Raw genomic sequence first — 23726 nt, forward strand, 5'->3', positions numbered from 1 at the left:
AACAAAATTGAAAGTGAAAATAAAAGGTTAGTTGAATGATATTTATATCATGTCGCTAGCAAATAATAATCGTTTTATTGTTAATCTTTAATTATATAATAAAAATAGTTATTTGTAATAATATTCGTTAAATTGTTGTTGAATTGTCGGATTTTGTGCACAAAGTCTTCAAAACTTTAAAACTATATTTACTTTACTCTTTCATTTGTTTAAATTGTGATATGTAACATTATATATGTTAAAAATATTTCAGCGAGGTGAGTTTATGGAAGCGAAGAAATGGTATAGGTACTTAATCCAACTTATCGTAGTTGCATTAATCGTTACTTCCGTACCACTGAATGGATTGGCAGAAACGGCACCACCGTTTACACCATCTCCAAATTCAGAACAAAGTCCAGAAACAGAAAAGAAAGAGGAAAAGGAATTACCAGCTCCACATCCAGATCAATTAAAGAAGGACAAAGCTAAAGCACAGGCGAGTCCGACTGAGGTTGTAGAAGAAAGAACGGAAACAGAAAAAGTTTTCGATAATAATGATGGTACGTATACGAAAAGGGTATATACGGAACCGATTCATATTGAGAAAGATGGAAAGTTAGAAGAGGTTTCACCGAAATTAGTAGAAGCACCAAATGAAAAAATTGTAACGGAAAATACAACATTAGAACCAGAATTTGAGAAAGCAACACAAGATGGAAAGTACGTTCAATTTAAAGTGAAAAATCACAATATTCAATATAAAATAATAAGTGCAAATGGTGAAAAAGGTGAAGTGAAGCCGTCACCAGTCACTGCAACACATGAAAAGAATACAGTATGGTATAAAGGAATTTTTCCAAATATAGATTTAAAGAGTACGACGTTTAATGAAAATGTAAAAGAAGATTTTGTATTACGCGAGTATACAGGACATCATATTTTTACATTTGCATTAGAAACAGATTTAACACCGAATATACAGGAAGATGGTTCAATCGACTTCCAAAATGAGAAAAAAGAAAAAGTCTTTACATTACCGAAACCGTATATGAACGATTCAAATGTGGATCAACAATCAGGTGAGGCTGTAACGTCAGATGCAGTTCGCTATAATATTGAGAAGAAAGATGAAAAAACATATACATTAACTGTTACTGCAGACCCGCAGTGGTTACAAGCACCAGAACGAAAATATCCGGTATATGTAGATCCTTCTGTAGAACTAGGTAACTTTGAAAATGCTTACGCTGCAAGTGCATATCCAACTGTAAACTATTCAGGAGGAAAGCTTTGGGATGCTGGCCAAAATGCTTATACATTAAAAGTCGGATATTATGATGGCGCATCTGGGACAAACTTTGCATTTATTAAACCAGACGTTTCAAATTTTAAAGGGGCAAATATTGAAAGTGCAACATTCAATGCACACACCATTTGGCATTATTATGCGAATCAACCAAATGGTGTTTGGTTAGATGAAGTGACAGGTAGCTGGAATGTTGGTGGAGTGAACTGGAATAATAAACCGAACTCTGCAAATATTGCGCATGCCGATGTAACAAGAGGACAATGGGCAAAATTTAACGTAACAAATACAGTAAAAGCATGGGTGGAAGGCACAAAGCAAAATAATGGCTTTAAGCTACATGCAAACGGAAATGGTCAAAACCATTGGAAGAAATTTATTGCAGCCGAAAATGGAGCAAATGCACCATACTTAGAAGTAAAGTATTCTTACGCAAAACCGAATAAACCAAGAGTACAAACTTATTCAAATGGTAGTGGCAGTAGTTCAGGCCACTTCAATGTACAATGGGATGCAGTTCCAGGAGCGAACGGCTATAAAGTAGCAATATTTAATGGACATGAATATGAAGAAATCGAAGTTGGGAATGTAACAAATTGGACAACAAAAGATAAAAAAATATTCCCAACTCCAGAAGAGATTGCACAAGGCCGTTATTGGGTGCATGATGACGGAAAAGGTGCAGAAGCACCAGTCAATCCAGGTCCAATTTATAAAAATGCATTTTTAGATAAAAGTCCGTATGGAGATTATAGTAGTGCACGTGGATATTGGATTCGTATCATAGCAACATACCCAACTGGTGAGGATAGTCCGCTTTCTGATGAAGCAATTGTCTATATTCCATTGGAACAAGTGAAAAAGCCAGATGGCTCAGCGTATATCAATGCGACAGATCAAACAACTGGTTATGTAACATTGAAATGGGATGCAGTACCAGAAGCAACAGGGTATAAAGTTTGGATTTATAACGGAAAAGATTACGAAGCGTTCGATGTAGGAAATAAAACAAATTGGACAACGCAAAATGAGAAGATTTGGCCAACAAAAGATGAAATAGCAAAAGGTCAATATTTACTTCATCATGATAAAAAAGGTACAGAATTAGCAGTTGATCCATCACCTGTGTATAAAAATTCTGGAGGAATCTATGCAGGTGCGAAAAACTATTGGTTCCGTGTAACGGCATATAGTAAAACTGGACATGCTGAAAGTGAAATTTCACATGAGTTTGTACCTAGATTCTCCCAAGATTCTGGATTTATAGGAATGTTTGATTACTGGGCATCAATTCCTGTGTTAAATGGTAAAGTAAATGCTACAAATGGTAACTTTATCATGAGTGAGAAAGATATTACGTTATCAGGGCGCGGACCGGATGTATCAGTAGAAAGAACGTACAATAGCCAAAGTAAAAAGGTAGGTTTATTTGGTACGGGTTGGTCTAGTGGATTAGAGGAAAGAGTTTGGGCCGATGGAAATGGAAACTTACTTTTAATTTCTGCTGACGGTGCGAATATTACCTTTACTAGAACAGGAGATAATAAGTACCAAGCTCCTACTGGTATATATTTAGAGATTAAGCAAGTATCAGGCGGATATGAAATAAAAGATAAAGACCAAACAGTTACTTTCTATAAATCTGGAGATGCACAGGGGCGTATTGAGTATACAAAAGATAAATACGGAAATACGACGATGTATGAGTATGATGGTGCATCCCGTTTATCAAAAGTAAAGAATGCTTCTGGTAAAGAGTTAGTCGTACAATATGATGGTAATAATAAAAAAGCAGCAAGAGTAATCGGTCCAGATAACAAGGCGATTACCTTTAATTATGATGGAGATCTACTCGTTTCTTCTACAACGCCAGAAGGAAAAGTGTATAAATACGGATATGATAATGGGGTATTAACATCTATTTATGATCCGCAACATACAGATGCCAAACCATATAAAACATCGTATGCATATGAGAATGATAGATTAGTAAAAGTAACGGACCCATTAGGGAAAGCTACAACATTAGCATATAATATAGGTTCGAAGGAAGTTACGTTAACGAACCCTAAAGGACGTAAGACTGTTTATACGTATAACGATGCTGGGAATCCAGTGAAAACAGTTGAAGATGTGGGACGTCTGAATTTAACGACATCGTATGAATATAATGCGAACAATTTAGTGAAAACAACAACTCCTAAAAACCAAACAGAAACAGCGACTTATGACGGTAATGGGAATGTAACTTCTGTTACTGATGAAATGGGAACTGAGAAGTTTGAGTATAATAAAGATAATGGGATTATAAAAGCGACAGATAACGAAGATCGTAAAACAACTGTTGCTTATGTAGGAGCAAATACAGAAGTATCTCAAACAGACCAAGGAGCAAATACATCTTCTGTTATTCACCATGATCAATACGGTAATCCGATTGAAACAAGTAAAGAATTAAGCGCCGGAGGGAACTTAATTCAAAATCCTAGTTTTGAAATGAATGGTACGGAAAAATGGGTGAAAGTAGATACGAATAATAGCGGATCTATCTCAAAAGATGCAACACCAGCACCAGGTGGTCTGGGCGGGGAATCATCACTCAAAATTACAACAAAAGCAACGAATAATGATTGGGGCTATATTGCCGCAATCCAAGAAGTAACGTTAGAACCAAATACAACGTATACGTTAAGTGGTATGGTGAAAACGGATTTAGTCAATGGTGCTGCCTTCTTTAATGTACAGTCATTAAATGAAACTGGTGCTGGTATAGATGGTGGTTGGCATGATACTCGTCACAATAAAGTTCAAGGAACGAGTGATTGGGTTAATCGTCAAGTTACCTTTAAAACAACAGAACAAACGAGAAAGGTAAAAATCTATTTACAAGTAGAAAATGGCGGTTCTGCTACGAGCGGTTCTGCATGGTTTGATAAAATACAATTGGAAAAAGGAGAAGTTTCTTCAAGTTTTAACCCAGTATTAAATAGTAGTTTTGAAGAAAACTGGCCGGATGGATTTGTACCACAGTGGGTAAGAAGTTGTTCTCAACATTGTGAACGTAACGATGTATCGGATGATAGTTTCACAGGCCACTCGTCTATTGTAATGGAGAGAAGTGAATATGGCCCAAATGATATTGGATACCGTAATCGTGTCATTTTAAACCAGAAAAAGGCAGAAACAGTAACACTTACTGCGATGTCTAAATCTGAAAATGTAGTCAATGACGCACCAGATAAACTTTCCAAAGATTATGCAGTTTTAGCTGAAACTTACTATCAAGATGGAACTGTAGTAAATTATTATACAAGTTTCCCAAGCGGGACAAATGATTGGAACCGTAGTGCAGCTGTTATTCCAGCAAAGAAACCAATCCAAAAGATTGAAATATTCCTTCTCTTTAGAAAGAATAACAAAGGAAAAGTATGGTTTGATGATGTTCGTTTACTGGAAGGTAACGCCCTTATTAAAAACGAGTACGATAACGACGGAAATGTTGTTGCGACGTATGATGAAGAAGGACAGAAAAACACCTTCACATACGATGCATCAGGAAATAAAAAGAGCGAGATAGATGAAAAAGGAAATACAAAACTATATGATTACAACAAAGATAATCTATTAACAAAGGTTACATTAAAGAATGGTACGTCTGTAAATTATCGTTATGATCATAATGGAAACACAACAGAAAAGTCTGTCATGTTTGGTGGGAAAACACAAACACACAAATATGAATATGATGTAGATAATAAAAATACAGTGTATATCGATGCATTAAACCGTCGTATTGAAAACACGTACGATGAAAATGCAAACAAGATTAAAACAAAAATGCCAAATGGTTCTATTTTAGAGTCTGTATATGATACAGCAGACCGTGTCATTGGTGAAAAGCGCAACGGAAAAGATTCATTTACATTTGAACGTGATCAAAATGGACAAGTTACGAAAGTGAAAGATCTTGTCAATGGCGTAGAACGCACGAAAACATACGATAAGGCAGACCGTGTCACAAGCGCAACAGATAGCCGAGGCGGAAAAATTGACTGGGCATATCACGATAAAGCAAACAGTAAGACAGAAAAATTAAAAGAACAAATAGTAACGCAAGGTGGATATACAAATAAAGTATCGTATGACTACAACACGTTAGATCAAAATATTCGTGTGACAGACGGTTCGCAAACGTATCGCTTTGATTATGACGATCAAGGAAATGTTCGTACGTATACAGCTGGTAATGGTTCCGGTTCTACCTTCAACTATGACCAGGCGAACAAAATTAAAGATTTAGTAGTAGGTACATCAAACAGTATTCTTCTATCTGAACGATATGAATATGACCAAGCGGGTAACCGTACGAAGATTAAACATGAAGGCGCGGGCGGAAAAGTAACGGAAACAAACTTTGTATATGACCCGATCAACCAACTATTAAATGAAGCATTGCCAAACGGAACAACTAAATCATACACATACGATGGATTTGGAAACCGTACAAGTGTTAAAGTTGTAGAGAATGGAAAAGAAATAAAGTCTATAGCGGCAACCTTCAATGAAGGAAATCAACTTGTCAAATTCGGAAACGAATCGTTAACGTATGATGCGAATGGCAATCGTACATCAGATGGAAAGTACAAGTATACATGGAATGAACATGACCAAATTGTAGCTATCACAAAACAAGGTGAAAGCAATGCCTTCGCAACGTATAAGTATGATGATGATAATCGTCGTATTGAAAAGAGTGTGAATGGTCAAGTAACACGTTATTTCTATGATGGAGACAGCATTAATCCGTTATATGAGACGGATGGTAGTGGAACTGTACTTCGTCAATATGTATACTCAACAAGTGGTACGCGCCTAGCGATGAAATCAAAAGGACAAACGTTATACTATCACTACAACCCTCGTGGTGATGTCGTTGCGATGACGAATCAAGACAAGGAAGTTGTAGCAACGTATGAATATGATTCATGGGGTAACGTATTAAAGAGCGACACAAAAGGTATCGCAGCAGACAATCCATTTGGATATGCGGGATACATGTATGATAAAGAAATTGGCACGTATTATCTGATAGCCCGTTACTATAACCCAGAGCATGGTGTGTTCTTATCGGTGGATCCTGATCCAGGTGATGAAGATGATCCGGTTACAATGAATGGGTATACGTATGCAGACAATAATCCGGTAATGAAGGTTGATCCGGATGGGCATGTAGCTTGGTGGGTTGGTAGTGCAGCAATTGGTGCTGGTTTTGGAGTAGCTAAATATTTATACCAAAATAGGAATACTGGATATACTTGGAAAGGTGGTTTGAAAGCTGCAGGGAAAGGTGCTTTAACTGGCTTGATTGGTGGTGGTGTAGGGAGAGTGTTTGGGTTTATAACTCCTATGCAAGGGGGGATAAGAGTAGTGAAAAAAACTATTCAAGGAAGGGCGCTAATCCCGTTTAAACAAGTAGGACGTAACGTGTCTCGTTTTATTGGAAACCCGAAAAAACACTTTAAAAGGCTTCCAGGTGCACGATTAGAAAGGCTAGCTAAAGCGAAGAAGAATTCTACAAAAGCAAAGTTAATGCGTATTTCTAATGCGATAGGAAAGCGTAAATAAATTTAAGAAGGAGAATTTAGGATTGGTAGAGCTTTTAGAATATTTATTAATTTTGGGTTTGAATATGCTAGTAGCATCTATCGTATTTTTACAAGAGTACTGCATAGGTAGTATAAGACTGTTTCATTATAAGAGAATCTTTGCAATGATTCTAGTAATACGTTCATTGCTGAGCATATGGATCATTTACCCTACGGCAGCTACCCTGTTAGGGACGCTAAATATCTTAGTGATTCAATCAATTATATTACTTTGCCTTTGGGGGATTATGCAGTGTGTAAAGAAGTACGAGGGAAAGTGGTATATTACAATGATTGCACTTATTATTTATGGTCTTAGCTGTTATTTTCATATTATGTATGCGAAAACTGTATAGATAATTAGAGGGTATTTATAGTGGGACATGTGATAGTTATGATGGATGGAAAACGCAAGTTGTAGAGTGATAATAAAGAAGGACTATTCTAAATTGAATTTTAGATAGTCTTTTTTTATTGTAAAAATAGGTACGTGAATTACTGTTATTAAGCTAATGTGAAATAAATTAATATGCCATTTCATTTGTGAAAGAAAATAAGTATGATGAGTATAAACTTTGTATAGAAAAGCCAGCAGATTGGTGAGGACTAATTAATATTTCCTTTTATGACGAATATAACATTAGCAGATACATTATTAACACAGCCGTTACAAATTATTGTCGGCAATAAGCAAGGTGCATTCGGTTCTTATAAAGATGGTCATGAGCTGTATGAGAAAGCAGCTTCGGAGAAAAAAGATTTACTTGTTGTGGAAGGTGCGAGTCATTACGATTTATATGACCAACCAGAACCAGTAAAAATTGCAGTTAAAAAATTAACAATTTTCTATAACGAAAATCTGTAAAAGTAATGTTGTTTTGAATTGCACCTCTAATTGTTAGGTTTGCATCTAGCAGTTAGAGGTTTTTATTGTGAAGATTGCTGTGCTTAATATTTACGTTAAACGTGCATAACAAGATATAATAGAAGAAATTAAGAAGGAGGCTGGCTGTGAAAAATCTTCGTTATTTCAATATATTTACGATGTTACTTGTATACACACTACTCATGTTCTACATCGGCTGGAACGGCTGGGTTTGGCTTCATGCGGTATTTGGCTGGGAATCTTGGGGATATTACGCTTTCGTAGTCGGTTTTATTTCATATGCGTATATTCTTGTGCAAGTGTTTAAGTTTTTGCCATTTCTACGAACGGTCGGTTCAATTTGGTTTGCGGTCATACAATACGCGCTTATGTTGTTGCCACTTGCTGATATTACAGTTTTCCTTCTACAGTTTGGGGTGGAGAAAGAGACGGCAATTATTTGGACAGGAACGGCCGTGTTACTTGCGTTCATCTTTATTTTTGCGTATGGAGTATTCAACGCATATAGCCCAGTAGTAAGAAAATATGAGGTGCACATCCCGAAAAAAGTAGAGGGACGTAAAAGCTTACGCATTGCGATGGCTTCGGATATGCATTTCGGTAAATTATCTGGCGTTGCGCATTTAAAAAGACTTGTCCGTCATGTAAATGAGATGGAGCCTGATATTATTTTACTGCCAGGAGATATTATCGATGATCATCCAGGTGTGTTCATTCAAAAAAATATGGGACCAATTATGAAGCAAATGAAAGCTCCACTAGGCGTATATGGTGTGTTAGGAAACCACGAATATTACGGACGAGCGGTTCCTGAATTTTTACAAGAGATGGATAAGATTGATATTCGTATTCTGTTAGATGAAGTGATTACAATTGAAGATCAATTTTACCTCGTCGGAAGAAGAGATAAAACAGAGCGAGATCGCCAAAGTTTTGAAAGTTTAATGAGTACGGTAAATAAATCTATGCCTGTTATCGCAATGGATCACCAACCATTTGAGTTGAAACAAGCAGCGGATGCTGGCGTCGATTTACTATTATCCGGTCATACGCACCGCGGACAAATGGCGCCGAATCATATTGTAACGAGAAGAATGTACGAATTAGACTGGGGATACGCACAAAAAGGTGCATTCCACGCGATTGTTTCTTCTGGTTTCGGATTCTGGGGACCACCGCTTCGACTTGGAAGTAGATCTGAGATTGTGCAGGTGGAAGTTACGTTTGAATAGTTGTATAGAATAGAGAGCTAAGGGCTCTCTATTTTTTCAATAAAAAAAGGCTCCACATAAGGAGCGCTCAATAAAAAACAAATGAATTAAAACAAATAACAGACAAGTATAATATACAATATTAATTATTTAATATCAATATATTTAGATTTTTAATTTATATTGATATCGATTTTATAAAAAAAGGTACGATTAAAAGACTCTGCTGAAATAAAGGGGGACTATAAGTGGTTATATCAGATGTTATATACGGTGAGTTTAAAGTGGATCAAGTAGTAGAAGAATTAATCTTAAGTAAGTCTGTGCAAAGACTTAAAGGTGTTCATCAAAATGGCGCAAGCTACTTAATGAACGAGAAGTGGAATGTAACGCGCTTCGATCATTCAGTCGGGGCTATGTTGTTAATTAAAAAACTCGGTGGTTCAGTAGAAGAACAAATTGCAGGTTTACTGCATGACGTATCGCATACTGCTTTTTCTCACGTGATTGATTACGTTTTTGATAATGAGGATGAAAGTTATCATGAAGAGATATTTAGTTCTGTCGTGAAAAACTCAGAAATTCCAGCGATTCTTTCAAAGTATGGCTATAACTATGAGGACATTTTGTTAGATGATTCGAAGTGGACATTACTCGAAAAATCAGCACCAGAATTATGTGCAGACCGAGTGGATTATACATTACGAGATATGCATACATATGGGTATATTTCGTTAGAAGAAGTTCACAGTTTTTTAGAGGATGTCATCGCAGTAGATGGAAAGATGGTTCTTCAAAGTATCCAAGCAGCAGAATGGTTTACAGAAACGTATTACAAAGAAGTAATTGATTTCTTTATGAAACCAATGAATATTTACGGAAACGATATGTTAGCTAAGACGTTAAAGTTAGCTCTTCATAAAAAGGTTATTCATGCAGATGATTTCCTTCTTGAAGATGATGAGCTTATTTCGAAATTGCAGCACTGGAGTGATCCAGAAGTACATGCTTTATTAAGAAAAGTCCATCCGAATGTAAAAGTAAAAGAAGATAGAAATGATTATGATTTATATCAGAACAATAAAGTACGCCTTATTGATCCGCCGTTACTTCATGAAGGGGAAGTTGTTCCATCGTCTGTTGTATCAGAAAACATAAAACAGATGAGTGAGATCGCTTATGAAAAAGCGGTGAGAGGGATGTATGTGAAAGTGATTTCGAATTAACAGAAAGAAGGTATCATCACATAAGATGATACCTTCTTTCTATTTATCTAATATTTTCCACTCATTTCCCCAGTCCTTCATCGCGTCAAAAATAGGACGGAGTGTTGCTCCTTTTTTTGTTAGTGAATATTCCACGTGAGGTGGCATAGTTGAATAGATTGTTCTCTTTATAATATTTTCTTGTTCAAGTTCTTTTAAGCGAAGAGAGAGTGTGCGTGGGCTAATGCCACTTAGACGTCTTTCAAGCTCAGCAAAACGTTTAGGACCATAAAATAAATCTCTTAAAATTAAGAAAGTCCACTTTCCACCTATTACAGACATTGTTTTTTCAATGGGGCATTTTAATAAAATCTCTTCATTTACATTTTCCATATAAACGCTCCTTACTATATAAAAGTATAGGTACTATATAAAAAATCAGTACTTTTATAATTAAAGTACTTTCTTTATTATAGTTCTAAAGGAATATATAGGTAAATTACTAATTTTTGAGAGGGGAGTTAGCAAGTGAATGGAGTGGCTAGTAGAAATTTAGATGTTCAAACAAAAGAGAAATCAGGTATCGTCATTTTAATAACTTTGGCGATGGGTTTTATTATGGCAACATTAGACGTAACAGTAGTAAATGTTGCGGTAGTGAATATTCAAGAAACATTAGGACTGACATTATATAGTTCAACATGGATTGTCGACGGATATATTTTATCTTTTGCGGCATTATTACTCGCTGGAGGGGCATTGGCTAACCAATATGGAGCAAAAAATATGTATATGGTTGGTTTAATCATTTTTGTATTCGCATCTCTTTTATGTGCGATGGCCACAAATGGGAATACCCTCATTATTGGCCGATTACTTCAAGGTGTTGGAGCGGCTTTATTTATGCCAAGTTCACTTAGTTTATTAGTAGTATCATTTCCGGATGAAAAGAAGAGAGCTAAAATGTTTGGTATATGGTCGGCAATTGTATCTATTGCTTCTGGTACGGGCCCTTTTATTGGTGGCATTTTAGTAAATACATTTGGCTGGCGAAGCATTTTTATTATAAACCTTCCAATCGGGATGGTCGGTATTTTAATGGCCTTTGTAATTATTCCAAATGTTTTATCGAAACAGGAGAAAATAAATGTAGCAAATCATTTAATCGGTATAATTACAATAACATTATTGGCATTTACTCTAATTGAAGGGCCAAGTTACGGATGGTCCTCGCCTCAAATTTTAGGAGGAATAGTAGGGACGGTATTAACCACTATTCTCTTTGTTTATGCAGAACGAAAATCAAAAAACTCAGTTGTACCAAGAGTGTTGTTCCAAAACGAGACATTTACCTCGGCGAATATAGTTGGATTTCTAATAAACTTTGCGTTATTTGGCGGCATATTTATGTTTGGACTCTTTTTACAAAAAGCATATGGAGCAAGTCCATTTGTAGCAGGATTACAACTATTGCCGATGATGAGTGTATTTGTTATTGGGAATGTATTATTTGCGAAAATGGTGACTAAGTTTGGCTCAAAATTGCTATTATTCATAGCGTTATTTATAGCTAGTATAGGGTCTTTATTATTAATGCTTGTAGTAAATAATGTGAGTTATATAGGAATTGCATTCATATACAGTATTGTTAATCTTGGAATCGGTATAGCAGTACCTGCCATGACTACAATTGTAATGAAATCTGCTGGTCGTGAAAATGGGAATATGGCTGGAGCAACTTTAAATGTAAATCGTCAAATTGGTGCATTAGTCGGTATAGCAATTATGGGAATCATTTTAAATGAATCATCCAATTGGTACAGGGGGGCAAGCTATAGCTTTTTAGTTATTGGGCTTTCCTATCTATGTGCAGCATTTTTAGTTTGGAAGTTTGTGGAGAGGGAATAAAAAAGTAGAGCATCCCCCTAGATGCTCTACTTTTTCTCATCACTGATCAAACCAATTCCAAACCTCAATATCCCCAAGAGTTGCATAACGAACGTGAGGCGAGTTTTGTAATTTTAATAACTCTTTCGACGGTCCGGTAATGACGATCCCGTATACTTTTGCACCGTTCTCTTTTACATACTCATAACGCTTATCTAAGTTCAGCTCTTTTTCGGGAGTCCAAGTAGTTTTACTTACAGTTTTTTTATGCTCAGAAAGAATGCGCATCATTTCGATTACCTCATCTTCTTTTGTCTTCGGTCGTTCTGCTTCACTATCAGGGAGGTTTATATGTTCTGGAAATCCGATAACCTCTCCGCCATGTAGGATGAAATCTTCCTCATCTATTCTCTCTTGTCCTGTGTCTAAAGCGTACCATACAGGAGTTGGTGGCATTTCTTGTGCTTCAAATGTGCTATATAGAATGGATTCTAATTCTTGTAAAGTGTAAGGTTTGTCAAAAGATATCGCTACTTCTGCAACGGTTCCCTCATGTACTTTTGCAAGTGTATCCCACACTTTTTTAGACGATTCTTTTAAGTGATCACCTTGTTTTATTTTTGGATGAACAAAATAAAGATTAGAGTGATTCAATTTGTTTGCCCAAGATTTATTTGTAACAGTTACAGACGATAAGAAGCTTTTCGTTGTTACTGTACCGAATTGAACTTCTTTTTTGCCGACAGTTTTAACTAAATTTATTTCATTTTCTGTACGGAAAAAGGGTTTGATTTTTGTACTGCCTCCAGTGGAACGACTATTTGGAATTGTTGCTTCTAGTGCGAGTGCTGGAATCTCATTTACTTCAGCTAACTTTTTCATATTATTGAAGTAAAGAGAAGATGAAAAATGATCGGCAAAATAGATTGCTATACAAACCGCAAGGACAAAACTAACGGTTTGCCAACGCTGTCTCCATTTTATTTTCCAAAACGGGACATTAAGATTTTGTGGTGGTAGTCTTTTCTTGATCGGCTCACTCTTCGTAAGCAATTCATCCAAATACACTTCACATTCCTCACAAGTCTCTATATGACTTTCTAATTCTTCTTGTTCAGCACATGTGAGTGTTCCTTTTTCGTATTTTTCCCATAGTTTATTAAATGCTGCACAACCCATCTGTATCACTCCTCTATGTTTCTCGCTTCTTTCCGTCCGCGGTGTAATTCAATTTTCACTTTCGCTAACGAGAGACCGGTCATTTCTGCTATTTCTTTATAGGCGAATCCGTAGTAATCTCGTAGTAGTAGGACATTTCGTCTTTCGAGCGGAAGAGAAGATAAACTGTCTAACCAACTAGCAATCTCATGTTTTACGAAATAAGAGTGCTCTGTACTTGGTACGTTTGGTAAATGGAATTCTGTAATTGTCGTTGTTGTATATCTTTTTTCTTTTCGAAACCAATCGATAAAGGCGTTGTAGGCAATTGTAAATAACCACGGTCTAATTTCTTCGCCTTTGTAATAATCAATATGGACGAGCATTCGGTAAAATGTTTCTTGCATGAGATCTTCCGCGTAGTGGGAGTCCCCGGTTAGGGAGAGAAGATAGCGAAATAAATCTTGCATATGCTCGGAGTAAATGTCTTCTAATGATTGTTTATGTTTCACTACATTTCCCTCCCTTCATACATAACAACGAAATACATATAAAAAAGTTACATTTGTTTTTAAAATTATAGTAAAAAACGTCAAGAATTGGATAGGATTCTCTTTTATCATAATACATATAAGGCGGGTGAACAGAGATGGAAAGCTATGAAACACAAATTCAAAGGTCAATTGATTATATTGAGGAAGATGTAATGGAAAAACAGACGCTGCGTAATTTAGCACGTATTGCAGGTTTTTCTGAGTCGCATTTTCATCGTGTATTTCAGGCGTTAGTAGGTGATACAGTAATGGAGTATGTTCGAAAGAGGCGGTTAGCCCAGGCAGCTTATCAACTTTCTCATACGGATGAAAAAGTTATTGATATCGCGTTTGAGCATGGCTTTCAATCTCATGAAACGTTCACGAGAGCCTTTAAAAAATTATTTCAAATGACACCGAGTGAATATCGAAAACAAGAAATTGAAACACCGATGTATTACAGCGTGAATGTAAAGCAAAGAAAATTAAATCCGTATTTAGGGGGCATACAAATGGAATATCGTATTGTAAATAAACCAGAATTTTTAGTGGCGGGTTATGAACTGAAGACGACAAGTAAAGAAGGGAAAAACCATCAAGACATCCCAGCATTTTGGCAAGAATATTTACAGAAAGATCTTGGAACAACGATCCCGAATCGTAAAGATACGAGCCAATGGGTAGAGCTTGGATTATGTACTGATTTTAATTTAGAAACGGGCGACTTCACTTATATTATCGGAATGGAAGTTACAGGCTTTGAAAATGTACCAAATGAAGTTGCGAAGCGTACTTTCCCAGCAGCGACATATGCTGTATTTACAACGCCGAAAGTTCCTCATGAAGAAATGGTATCGTCTATTCACCAAACTTGGAATGCTGTATTCTCAGAATGGTTCCCGCATTCAGGGTACGAACATTGTGGCGTTAATGAATTTGAACTATACGATGAGCGTTGTCACGAAGATAAGAGTGAGTTCGCTCAAGTAGAGCTTTGGATACCGGTGAAGAAGAAGTAATAGATTGAGAGCGAGTCATTGAGAAATGGTTCGCTTTTTTATAAAGGGGGAATGGGACGATGTTTAAAAAACTAGAATGTGTATCTATACATACGACGGATATAGAAAAGTCCGTTTCTTTTTATAAAGAAATGGGAATGAAGCAAAACTGGGTTATAGAAAGAGAATTAGAAGAAGGGGTTATTTGGACGTTAATAGGATTGAAGTTTCCAGATGAGAAAAGTTCGGAGTTAGTAGTAAGCAATCATCCAGATATTAATTTTATGGAAGTCGAAGTATTAGTAGAAGATGTGCAACAAACGTATGAAAGTTTAAAAGATAATAAGGATGTAAAATGGATCCGCGAACCATTTCCAACAGAATCAGGACACGTTGCGGTAATGGAAGCACCTGATGAGAATGTGTTTGTGTTAGTAGGAAAATAGCTGAAATATGGAGTGACCTTTCATAGTGAGTTATGGAAGGTTATTTTTAATTTGTATAGCAGGGAAAGTAGGTAGTGTTGTCGGTTTTTGTCGGTAAGTCGATATATTTAGAAAATCGCCGGTATAATTTCATATACCGCTAAAATAACTCAGAAAGATGGTCTACATAATTTCATTTATCACTGAACTCTCCCAGAATAGAAAAAAAGAAAAGACGCTACACAGCGCCCTTCCTACGAATGAAACGGGAACACAAGTATAATCGTCGTTCCTTTTCCTAGTTCGCTATCGATAGAAATCGTTCCGTTATGAGCATGAACAAGTTGTTTCGTAATAGCGAGGCCAAGTCCAGTTCCGATGTTGCTTTCTTCTGTATTTGTTCCTCTGTAATATCGCTCAAAGAGAAGTTCTTTCGTTTTGTCATCCATTCCTTTTCCGTTATCTGAAATAGAGAGTGTAAATGAAGTAGCGTTTTGGGAAAGTTTTACGCTGACATTTGTCGTTTCATTATTATGTTTTACAGCGTTTACGAGTAAATTTTCGATAATACGCTGGAACCATTTTTCTTCAATGAAATATTGAATGTTGTTTGAGCTTGGTACGAATTCAATATTTTGATTTTGAAGTGTCGGATTATTAATGAATTGTAATAATACTTTTTGAACGAATTGATTCATTTCAATGTTTACGTGCTGCGCAGGAAGACTGTTATTTTTTAATTGATACGTTAAGCTTAAGTCATCAATTAATGTCGTCATATATTGAGATTTCTCTTTCATAACGCTGCCGAATTGTTGAATGTCACGATCAGTCCAGTTGTACTGCTGTGATTCTAGTAATAATGCGTAGCCATATATAGAGCTAAGTGGCGTTTTTAAATCATGTGTGAGACCGGTAATCCATTCTTCACGTGTTTGCTGCAATACTTGCCTCATTGCATCATTTTTTTTAAGTGTAATAGAAAGATGCTCTAGTGAATTTGTAACATCACTAAATAAGCGGAATGACCATTTTTCTTTACCGGATCGCCGGAACCTGACAGGTTTCCCTTTTTTACTAACAGGTTCTTCGTACTTTCCACCAGCTATATTTTTAAGCCAGCGCATCGCATGCAATAACGGTTTTCCAAATTTATTACCGTACCAAATAGAAAGAATGACTAAATAAACAAATACGATAAGCAGGATTAATCCGCATCCGATTAGAAACTTTTTAGCAAATATATCTTCTATTTCATCATCTGGGTAGTAGTGCTCATTTTTGGCAGTTACAACGAGAAGATGATTGCTATTTGTGTCGTAAAAGCTAGACGTGTTTTCTTTATGATTCCACGGTTCTTTTGCGTTAAGAGCAGCCTGTATGGCAGAAAACGTTTTTTTCTTTCCATTTGGATAGGAGAATACTTCTTCGCCGCCACTATTAAAGATTTGAAGCGTTGCTTTTTCTTTAGAAAGTAACTGTTTTTCTTCTTCTGTTAATGTGAATGTATCCGTAGATACAGAAGGGTGCTCTTTCTGGATTGATTTCAGTAATTCATTACTTTTTAACATACCGCCGTAAATAACAAGTACGTTTTTTTCTTCTAATTCAATTTCCCAATATGTAAATGTATAAGGGCTTTCTATGTGATTCTGTATATATGAGAATAAAGATGTTTTCGTATAAGATGTCGGTACGTCATTTGGTGTATTAAAGTGATAGAGAACTTTTCCGTTTTCCTCTACAACTTGAATCCAATCATTTTTTTCTTTAATTAAGTCTTTTACTTCAGTTTTTAACGAAATGTCGCCATCTTCTGAAGAGATATATCTTGAAATCATAAAAGTATCAGAATCTGGAATGTTCGGTTCGTATGAAGTACTCGTAACAAGAAAAATTAAATAAGTGAAAGCAGCTACTACAGCAATCAGTAATGTAACTAAAACAAATACGTGTTGCAGAATAAACTGGATAATAAGTCGTTTATTAAAGTTCATATCGTCACCCTACTTTGTAATGAACTTATAGCCAAGTCCGCGAACAGTTTTTATATATTCTGGTTTACTTGGATCTTGTTCAATTTTTTCACGTAGTTTTCGAATGTGGACCATAACGGTATTGTCATCGCCATTGTAGGCAGGTGCTCCCCAAACTTTTTCGTATATTTCTTCTTTCGAAAATACGTAGTTCGGATTCTCGCAAAAGAAGAGTAATAGCTGAAATAGCTGGGCGGAACATTCGACAACATGTCCACCTACTGTAAGTTCTGCGGAATATCGATCAATTTCAAATCTGCCAAACGAACTGGAGTGTGCTTTTTGTTCATTTGGTACTGCTTGTTTCATATGTCTTCGGAGTTGTGCTTTCATACGAGCTACTACTTCAAGTGGATTAAATGGCTTCGTAATATAATCATCTGCACCGTGTGAAAATCCAGATATTTTATCTAAATCAGATGTTTTAGCTGTGAGGAAGAAGATAGGGCAATCTGTTTTTTGGCGAATGATTGGACAAATATCAAAACCAGATTGTCCAGGAAGCATGACGTCTAAAATAATTAAATCGTAATTGTTTTGCTGAGTGAGAGATAAAGCTATTTCAGCGGATGTTGCAGTTGTAATATGAGAAAAACCTTCTTTTTCAAGAATGGTAGTTAGTAATTGTAAAATTGCTGTTTCATCATCAACGAGTAAAATATTTGCTTCATACATAAAAATCCCTCCTAATTTCCTCGAATATCATATCATCTTTCTGTAACTTATGGAATTTTTAAGGAAATTTTAAGGTTTTCTTTCTCAAAAAATTAAGAATCAAATGATATGATAAAAGGAACATAGGGGGGAGATGAGTGTGAATCCGTTTCAAACGATGCGAGCTAGATATTTTTTAATTGTATTTGCACTATTAACTTTAGTTGCAAGAGTCAGTAATGAATTGATAGAAAATACATTTCATATGCAAAATTCTACTTTTATAAATATTCTTATATTCTATATCCTTCCGATTACGTGGATTTTTTTTGAGTATAGAAAACACCGTGTTTCCTTTTCATTATTTATTAGTAAAAAGGAAACATTTAACCTGGTGCAAGTTTTATACATTGCACTTATGTTAGGCGTATTTAGTTACGGATATCTTATTTTGTACATGTATAGCTTTGCTTGGATTACACCGGAATTTATTATGAACGCGTTACGTGAACCGATTATAGATAGCACAGGGGGATTTGTATATCAGTTTATTATGGTCGTATTCATCGCACCAATTATTGGTGAATTTGTTTTTCGGGGATTTTTACTGCAACGCTTTGCAGCAAAATGGGGAACGAGTATAGCGATCGTTGTAGTAGCGATGTTGTTTGCGTTGCTACATGTTGATTTCTTAGGCGCAGTAGTATTTAGTGTTGTACTATCAATCGTATATATTCGTACAAATAGTTTACTCATGCCAATTGCTATTCACATGTTAAACAATGCATTTGTAATCGGTGCTTCTTTTCTAATAAATAAAGAAGAGATAATGAGTTTTGCGGATTTCTCAAATTATACGACGTTCTTTCCAGGGCTTATTATTTTTATAACAGGATTAAACTTAGTACTCATCTTTTTATTTGTTAACCGCAAGTATTGGAGTAAAGAAATGCCAGCTATATATGTAGAGCAGGAAAAGAGTTTTTCAGACGTAGTGGAGAGTAAATGAGATGAAGAAGACGATTGAAAAAATATTGAAAGACATTATAGATGCTACGTCTATTACAGATATGTGTGATAAAAGCGTTTGTCATTGGGTGCAACCTGTAGTAGATACGATTGTGTTTCCAGAGTATTACTTATTTTCTAGTACTCATTTAAAAGAAAATATTATTTCTCTTCTTATTGTGTTAGGGGTTTTATTAATATTTGGTCTAATTGTAGAAGAAATGATGAAGCGCATCTTCAGAAGAAATGAAGAGAAGTATATGTGGGTTCATAAAATATTCGAGAAAGTAATAGTGGCTTTCCTTTTGTTTTATAGTATGAAAACAATCATTTACTTTATAGCTTTGAAACATCATTAATTCGAAATTTGAAAGGGATGTATAAAATTATATGAATGAAACAATATCATCACATAAGTTTTTTTATTTGATTTTGCTTAGTATAGTGCTGATAACGACAGTCAATGTTATTCTTCGCTGGGAGGAAGCTTATTTCTTTATGTATTTAGCACTCCATTTGTTAGGGATATTATGTATAAGCGGCGGAATAGTTGCTGAAAAAAAGAGTGAAGAAAGCGTTAATTATATGTGTGTGACCGGTCTTATTTTACTTTTAGCTGTACAAGGTATTATGAAATATAGTTCTTTTTCTTTACAAGATTTTAGTTTATTAGTGGATGTACTTCCTTAAGGGGGCACGTTATGTTATCTAAGAAGCAAATAGGATACGTACTAGTTTTAATTGGATTTTTTACGCTTATTGTAACGACTTTATTTTTTCAAGACTATGAATATATACGCTATATAAAAGGCGCTGGTTTAATATGTTGGGTTGTAAGTACGTTTCTTATCCCAGAGTATGAACCGAAGAAAGTGTCTAAAGATAGGTAAAACTCTTCTTTTTGTAGAAGAGTTTTTTTATATAAATAGAAGATTCTCGAGCAATTCGCGTAATAAGCTTGTTCTAATTTAGCATGTACGAACTTACAATAATAATAGACAGGCAGCATAGAGGAGGGAATAGCGTGAGGAAGGTTATTGGGTGGTCGCTTTTTTTGTACGTTGGGTTTGCGTTGCTTATATATTGGTATTTATTTGGATGGAATCATGAACTGATTCCGGAAATGTATAAAGGAACAAAGGCAGATCCAGAAACATTTATGAATGCAAGAGAGCTTACGCTAAGCCAAGATTATTCGCGCGTGAAAAACTTGCTGTACTTTTTAGCGACGCCTCTTGAATGGATTATTTTATTATTTATACTTGTGCTCGGTGTTTCAAGAAAGTTTGAGAAATGGTCGAAGGAAACGACGAAAATAAGTGTCCTGCAAGTTGCGATTTATTTCTTTTATTTATCATTACTCACAACAGTTCTTGCCCTGCCGATGCAATGGATTAGCCGAAAAGTGTCCGTTGATTACGGCATTTCAACGCAAAGTACACAAAGCTGGATAAAGGATCATGTTATCGGTTTTTGGGAGAGTTATGCGACGATGTTAATCGTAGTTACCGTTCTATTATGGCTCATCCGTAAATTCCCGAAGAGATGGTGGCTAGCAGGGTGGGCGCTCTCTGTACCATTTACAATCTTTTTAACATTTATACAGCCTGTCGTTATTGATCCACTGTATAACGACTTTTCGACGCTAAAAAATAAAGAATTAGAAACGAAAATCTTAGCGATAGCAGACAAAGCTGACATTCCTGCTAAACACGTGTATGAAGTAAATATGTCAGAAAAAACGAATGCGTTAAATGCATATGTAACAGGAATTGGTCCTAACGCCCGTATTGTAATGTGGGATACAACGCTTAAGCAATTAAAAGATAAAGAGATTTTATTTATAATGGCCCATGAAATGGGGCATTATGTTATGAAACATATATATTGGGGCGTTGCGAGTTACGTGCTGCTATCGTTTATAGGGATGTATCTCATTAGCCGTATTATAAATATGTGTATTCGAAAATGGGGAGATACGCTGCAAATGTCAAAAGTAGCATGTTTCTCAATTTTACCTTTATTTTTCTTAATTTCTTCTGTACTCTCTTTTGCATCACAGCCAGCAACAAACTATGTTTCTCGTATAGAAGAACGAGCGGCAGATCAATATGCTTTAGATATGACGAAGGACGGAAAATCTGGTGTAAAAACGTTTCAATATTTATCAAAAACGAGTTTAAGCCAAGTAAATCCGCCTGCATTAGTGAAGTTTTTCTTATACACACATCCACCAATTTTCGAAAGAATTCATACGTTTGAGCAATATGAAAAAGAAAAGAAGCAGTAGTGTACTGCTTCTTTTTTATGCGTCATTCGAAGTTTGGAAAATTATAGTGTGTAATATATAGAATATTCAGTGAAATTTTCAGGAGGTTAATATTTTTTCATTCAAAATCAATGCCGGCTATAAAAATAATCCTTTCGATTTCTATTTTCGGATCAATTGGATTTTGTTCTGTTCAAACAGGTTTACCGTCTTTTGAATTAGTATTTGTTCGTTGCATTTGTGCGACTATATTTTTAGCATTATGTTGGCTCGTAACAGGACAGTATAAAAGTGAGAAATGGAATAAAAAAGAAGTAATGCAAATATTAGCATACGGTGTATTTCTTGTTTTTAACTGGGTATTTTTATTTAAAGCGTTTGAAGTGATGTCGATTACAATTACGATTTCAGTGTACCACCTTGCACCCATTATCGTATTAATGATTGGTAGTATTGATTTAAAGAGAGACTTACAGTATTTGCGGTTATGTCCATTGTCATTTGTTTTATCGGTACCGTTTTAGTAGCTGGAGTAGATGGAAGTCTATCGCTCGAAAAACGGAGGAAGAAAAAATAACGATAAAAGAAAAATATTCGTAATTTTAAATTATTTGACTTGCGCTCTATTGATAATTCCCTAATTTTTTGTACAATATTATTTGCAGGAAAATAAAGGGAAAAGAGGGTGAGAGAGATGAAAAAGCTAGTAAAGATAATGACATCATTAACTTTAATGGGAGGAATATTTGTAAGTGCAAATGGTGTGTCTGCAAATACAGATGTTATCCAAAAATCTGGTTCGATGATAGAGTTTGATGATGTAACAACAGATCATTGGGCGTGTGATGATATTAAATATTTAGTATATCATCGAATTATGTTTGGATATGGAAATGGTAAGTTTGGTGTAGAAGATCATATAACACGTGAACAAGCGGCGGCAGTATTATACCGCGCACTTCATGTAAAAGGAACTGCGGATATTGGGAATCCATATGGAGATATTAGTGTGAAATCAACCATGTTCCCTTACGAAATTTTACGCTTAACACAGCTTGGTATTTTTAAAGGAGACGAAAATGGAAATTTCCGTCCGAAAGCAACACTGACTCGTGCAGAGTTATCACAAATTTTAACAAAAGCATATGAGTTGAAAACAAAGAGTCCACATACATTTACAGACATACCAGAAAACCATTGGGCAAGAGATGCAATTAGCGCATTACAGTCTAATAAAGTTGTGGTTGGAACGGGAGATGGCAAGTTCGAGCCTGAAATGCTCGTAACACGCGGGCAATTCGCGAAATTTTTAAAACGATCGATTGATAATTCTCCAGGGAAAATGGAATAGATAAAGAGAAAGCTCATAGTGTGTAGAAGAGGTATCTTCCGCTCATTATGAGCTTTTATTAATAGAGAGGTTAATATTGTCGTATGTTGTAGTTAAGTTGATATAATTGCATTTTTTGTCTAGATGATGAACTTTTAAAATGTGAAGGATTTCTTTTAAAAAAAGTAGAATATTTATATTATAGAAACACCTTTACATGAATACAGGAAAGAAAATGGATTTGCGTACAATTTGGTATAAAAGTTGAAATTGAGAGCGAATTGGCTCTCCTTTAGTAGTGATTTTCACAATAATAGATTTTTTAAATGTAATATATTGCATAATGGGTGCGAAGGCAACATATGTAATATTGGAAAGGATTTCAGTCTATTATTTTCCGTTTTTTCAAATGGAGATAAAGGGGAGAGGGCAATGAAGAAGAACATGTTACGTATAATGGCAACGGTGACTATTATGGGCGGCTTGTTTGTAAGTACAAATGTACCAAACGTAAAAGCAGAAGAATATCCAGAAATGATTGTGTTTGATGATGTTCCAGTAAATTACTGGGCATATGACGATATAATGGACGTAGTATACAATAAAGTAATGTTAGGCTATGGAAATGGTAAGTTTGGTGTAGGAGATAATGTAACACGAGAACAAGTAGCAGCAGTACTTTATCGTACATTGAATTTGAAAAAAGAAGGACCTTTAAAAAATCCATACAAAGATATTTCTGAGAGAGCAACAATGTTTTTAGATGAAATTTTAGTATTAACAGAGCATGGTATTTTTAAAGGTGATGAAAAAGGAAACTTTAGACCAACTGCACCAGTAACACGCGCAGAAATGGCACAAATTCTTACGAATGCATTTACATTTGAGGTGAAGAAGAACCATACATTTAAAGATGTACCAAATAATCATTGGGCAAAAAATGCGATTAGTGCACTACAGTCTAATCATGTCATAGTAGGAACAGGAAATGGGAAATTTGAACCGAATAAAGTTGTAACACGTGAGCAATATGCAACGTTTTTAAATAAAGCTATTATTAATTTTAATTTAAAAGATGAGAATTATTAAAGTTGAAATATAAAAATTGTTTAATTTAATAATAGGTTATAAATAATATTGTGATATAAGGAATAAAGAGAGGGAATGTGATTTTTCACATTCCCTCTTTTTTA

The 23726-nt window shown here is 35.4% G+C and carries 19 protein-coding genes and 2 pseudogenes; 16 read left to right on the plus strand and 5 right to left on the minus strand.

What is annotated here, in order from left to right; all coding sequences use genetic code 11:
- Positions 1-265 precede the first annotated feature (265 nt).
- The 5 genes and pseudogenes from ACHZK0_RS05675 to ACHZK0_RS05695 all read left to right on the plus strand — a co-directional run bounded on the left by ACHZK0_RS05675 (position 266) and on the right by ACHZK0_RS05695 (position 10256).
- Positions 266-6913 carry a DNRLRE domain-containing protein gene (locus ACHZK0_RS05675; RefSeq protein ID WP_395761311.1) on the plus strand — a complete coding sequence of 2216 codons (6648 nt, stop codon included), beginning with the start codon at positions 266-268 and terminating at the stop codon, positions 6911-6913.
- 64 nt (positions 6914-6977) lie between these two features.
- The gene (locus ACHZK0_RS05680; RefSeq protein WP_074594671.1) at positions 6978-7289 is read left to right on the plus strand and encodes a hypothetical protein; all 312 of its coding nucleotides are present in this window, start codon (positions 6978-6980) and stop codon (positions 7287-7289) included.
- Between the two features lie 284 nt (positions 7290-7573).
- Positions 7574-7798, plus strand: a pseudogene (locus tag ACHZK0_RS05685) (alpha/beta hydrolase); the annotation flags it as partial.
- A 146-nt stretch (positions 7799-7944) separates the two neighbouring features.
- Positions 7945-9051 carry a metallophosphoesterase gene (locus tag ACHZK0_RS05690; RefSeq protein WP_395761312.1) on the plus strand — a complete coding sequence of 369 codons (1107 nt, stop codon included), beginning with the start codon at positions 7945-7947 and terminating at the stop codon, positions 9049-9051.
- Between the two features lie 227 nt (positions 9052-9278).
- Positions 9279-10256 carry an HD domain-containing protein gene (locus ACHZK0_RS05695; RefSeq protein WP_395761313.1) on the plus strand — a complete coding sequence of 326 codons (978 nt, stop codon included), beginning with the start codon at positions 9279-9281 and terminating at the stop codon, positions 10254-10256.
- A gap of 39 nt (positions 10257-10295) precedes the next feature.
- On the opposite strand, the gene ACHZK0_RS05700 is transcribed toward ACHZK0_RS05695, so the two are convergent.
- Positions 10296-10628 carry a winged helix-turn-helix transcriptional regulator gene (locus ACHZK0_RS05700; RefSeq protein WP_262741163.1) on the minus strand — a complete coding sequence of 111 codons (333 nt, stop codon included), beginning with the start codon at positions 10626-10628 and terminating at the stop codon, positions 10296-10298.
- Between the two features lie 135 nt (positions 10629-10763).
- On the opposite strand from ACHZK0_RS05700, the gene ACHZK0_RS05705 reads away from it, so the two are divergent.
- Complete coding sequence (locus ACHZK0_RS05705; protein WP_395761314.1) at positions 10764-12143, plus strand: MFS transporter; 1380 nt, start codon at positions 10764-10766, stop codon at positions 12141-12143.
- 39 nt (positions 12144-12182) lie between these two features.
- Here the strand turns inward: ACHZK0_RS05705 and ACHZK0_RS05710 are convergent, their stop codons facing one another.
- Complete coding sequence (locus ACHZK0_RS05710; protein ID WP_395761315.1) at positions 12183-13301, minus strand: anti sigma factor C-terminal domain-containing protein; 1119 nt, start codon at positions 13299-13301, stop codon at positions 12183-12185.
- Between the two features lie 5 nt (positions 13302-13306).
- Complete coding sequence (locus ACHZK0_RS05715) at positions 13307-13792, minus strand: RNA polymerase sigma factor (protein WP_262741166.1); 486 nt, start codon at positions 13790-13792, stop codon at positions 13307-13309.
- Positions 13793-13929: 137 nt separating this feature from the next.
- Between ACHZK0_RS05715 and ACHZK0_RS05720 the strand changes: the two genes are divergently transcribed.
- Positions 13930-14832: an AraC family transcriptional regulator gene (locus tag ACHZK0_RS05720; RefSeq protein WP_395761316.1), complete on the plus strand. Its 903-nt coding sequence runs from the start codon at positions 13930-13932 to the stop codon at positions 14830-14832.
- Between the two features lie 59 nt (positions 14833-14891).
- On the plus strand, positions 14892-15257 hold the full coding sequence (locus tag ACHZK0_RS05725; RefSeq protein WP_262741168.1) for a VOC family protein: 366 nt from the start codon (positions 14892-14894) through the stop codon (positions 15255-15257).
- 233 nt (positions 15258-15490) lie between these two features.
- On the opposite strand, the gene ACHZK0_RS05730 is transcribed toward ACHZK0_RS05725, so the two are convergent.
- Both ACHZK0_RS05730 and ACHZK0_RS05735 read right to left on the minus strand, forming a co-directional pair.
- Complete coding sequence (locus ACHZK0_RS05730) at positions 15491-17233, minus strand: sensor histidine kinase (RefSeq protein WP_395761317.1); 1743 nt, start codon at positions 17231-17233, stop codon at positions 15491-15493.
- Between the two features lie 9 nt (positions 17234-17242).
- Positions 17243-17947 (minus strand): response regulator transcription factor, encoded by a 705-nt coding sequence (locus ACHZK0_RS05735; RefSeq protein ID WP_262741170.1) that lies wholly within the window; start codon positions 17945-17947, stop codon positions 17243-17245.
- A gap of 139 nt (positions 17948-18086) precedes the next feature.
- On the opposite strand from ACHZK0_RS05735, the gene ACHZK0_RS05740 reads away from it, so the two are divergent.
- The 8 genes and pseudogenes from ACHZK0_RS05740 to ACHZK0_RS05775 all read left to right on the plus strand — a co-directional run bounded on the left by ACHZK0_RS05740 (position 18087) and on the right by ACHZK0_RS05775 (position 23622).
- Positions 18087-18935, plus strand: a complete 849-nt coding sequence (locus ACHZK0_RS05740; protein WP_395761318.1) for a CPBP family intramembrane glutamic endopeptidase — start codon at positions 18087-18089, stop codon at positions 18933-18935.
- A 1-nt stretch (position 18936) separates the two neighbouring features.
- Positions 18937-19293, plus strand: a complete 357-nt coding sequence (locus ACHZK0_RS05745; protein ID WP_149237065.1) for a hypothetical protein — start codon at positions 18937-18939, stop codon at positions 19291-19293.
- Positions 19294-19324: 31 nt separating this feature from the next.
- Positions 19325-19624: a hypothetical protein gene (locus tag ACHZK0_RS05750; protein ID WP_262741172.1), complete on the plus strand. Its 300-nt coding sequence runs from the start codon at positions 19325-19327 to the stop codon at positions 19622-19624.
- 11 nt (positions 19625-19635) lie between these two features.
- Positions 19636-19824 carry a hypothetical protein gene (locus ACHZK0_RS05755; protein WP_395761319.1) on the plus strand — a complete coding sequence of 63 codons (189 nt, stop codon included), beginning with the start codon at positions 19636-19638 and terminating at the stop codon, positions 19822-19824.
- Positions 19825-19958: 134 nt separating this feature from the next.
- Positions 19959-21224, plus strand: coding sequence for a M48 family metallopeptidase (locus tag ACHZK0_RS05760; RefSeq protein WP_395761320.1), 1266 nt, complete (start codon positions 19959-19961; stop codon positions 21222-21224).
- Between the two features lie 110 nt (positions 21225-21334).
- Positions 21335-21762: pseudogene (locus tag ACHZK0_RS05765) on the plus strand (EamA family transporter); the annotation flags it as partial.
- A gap of 135 nt (positions 21763-21897) precedes the next feature.
- Positions 21898-22554 carry an S-layer homology domain-containing protein gene (locus ACHZK0_RS05770; protein ID WP_395761321.1) on the plus strand — a complete coding sequence of 219 codons (657 nt, stop codon included), beginning with the start codon at positions 21898-21900 and terminating at the stop codon, positions 22552-22554.
- Between the two features lie 411 nt (positions 22555-22965).
- Entirely contained in the window at positions 22966-23622 is a 657-nt protein-coding gene (locus ACHZK0_RS05775; RefSeq protein WP_395761322.1) for an S-layer homology domain-containing protein, read from the plus strand.
- Positions 23623-23726: the final 104 nt, after the last annotated feature.

Source organism: Bacillus sp. 3G2 (assembly GCF_044324725.1).
Taxonomy (GTDB): Bacteria; Bacillota; Bacilli; order Bacillales; family Bacillaceae_G; genus Bacillus_A; species Bacillus_A mobilis.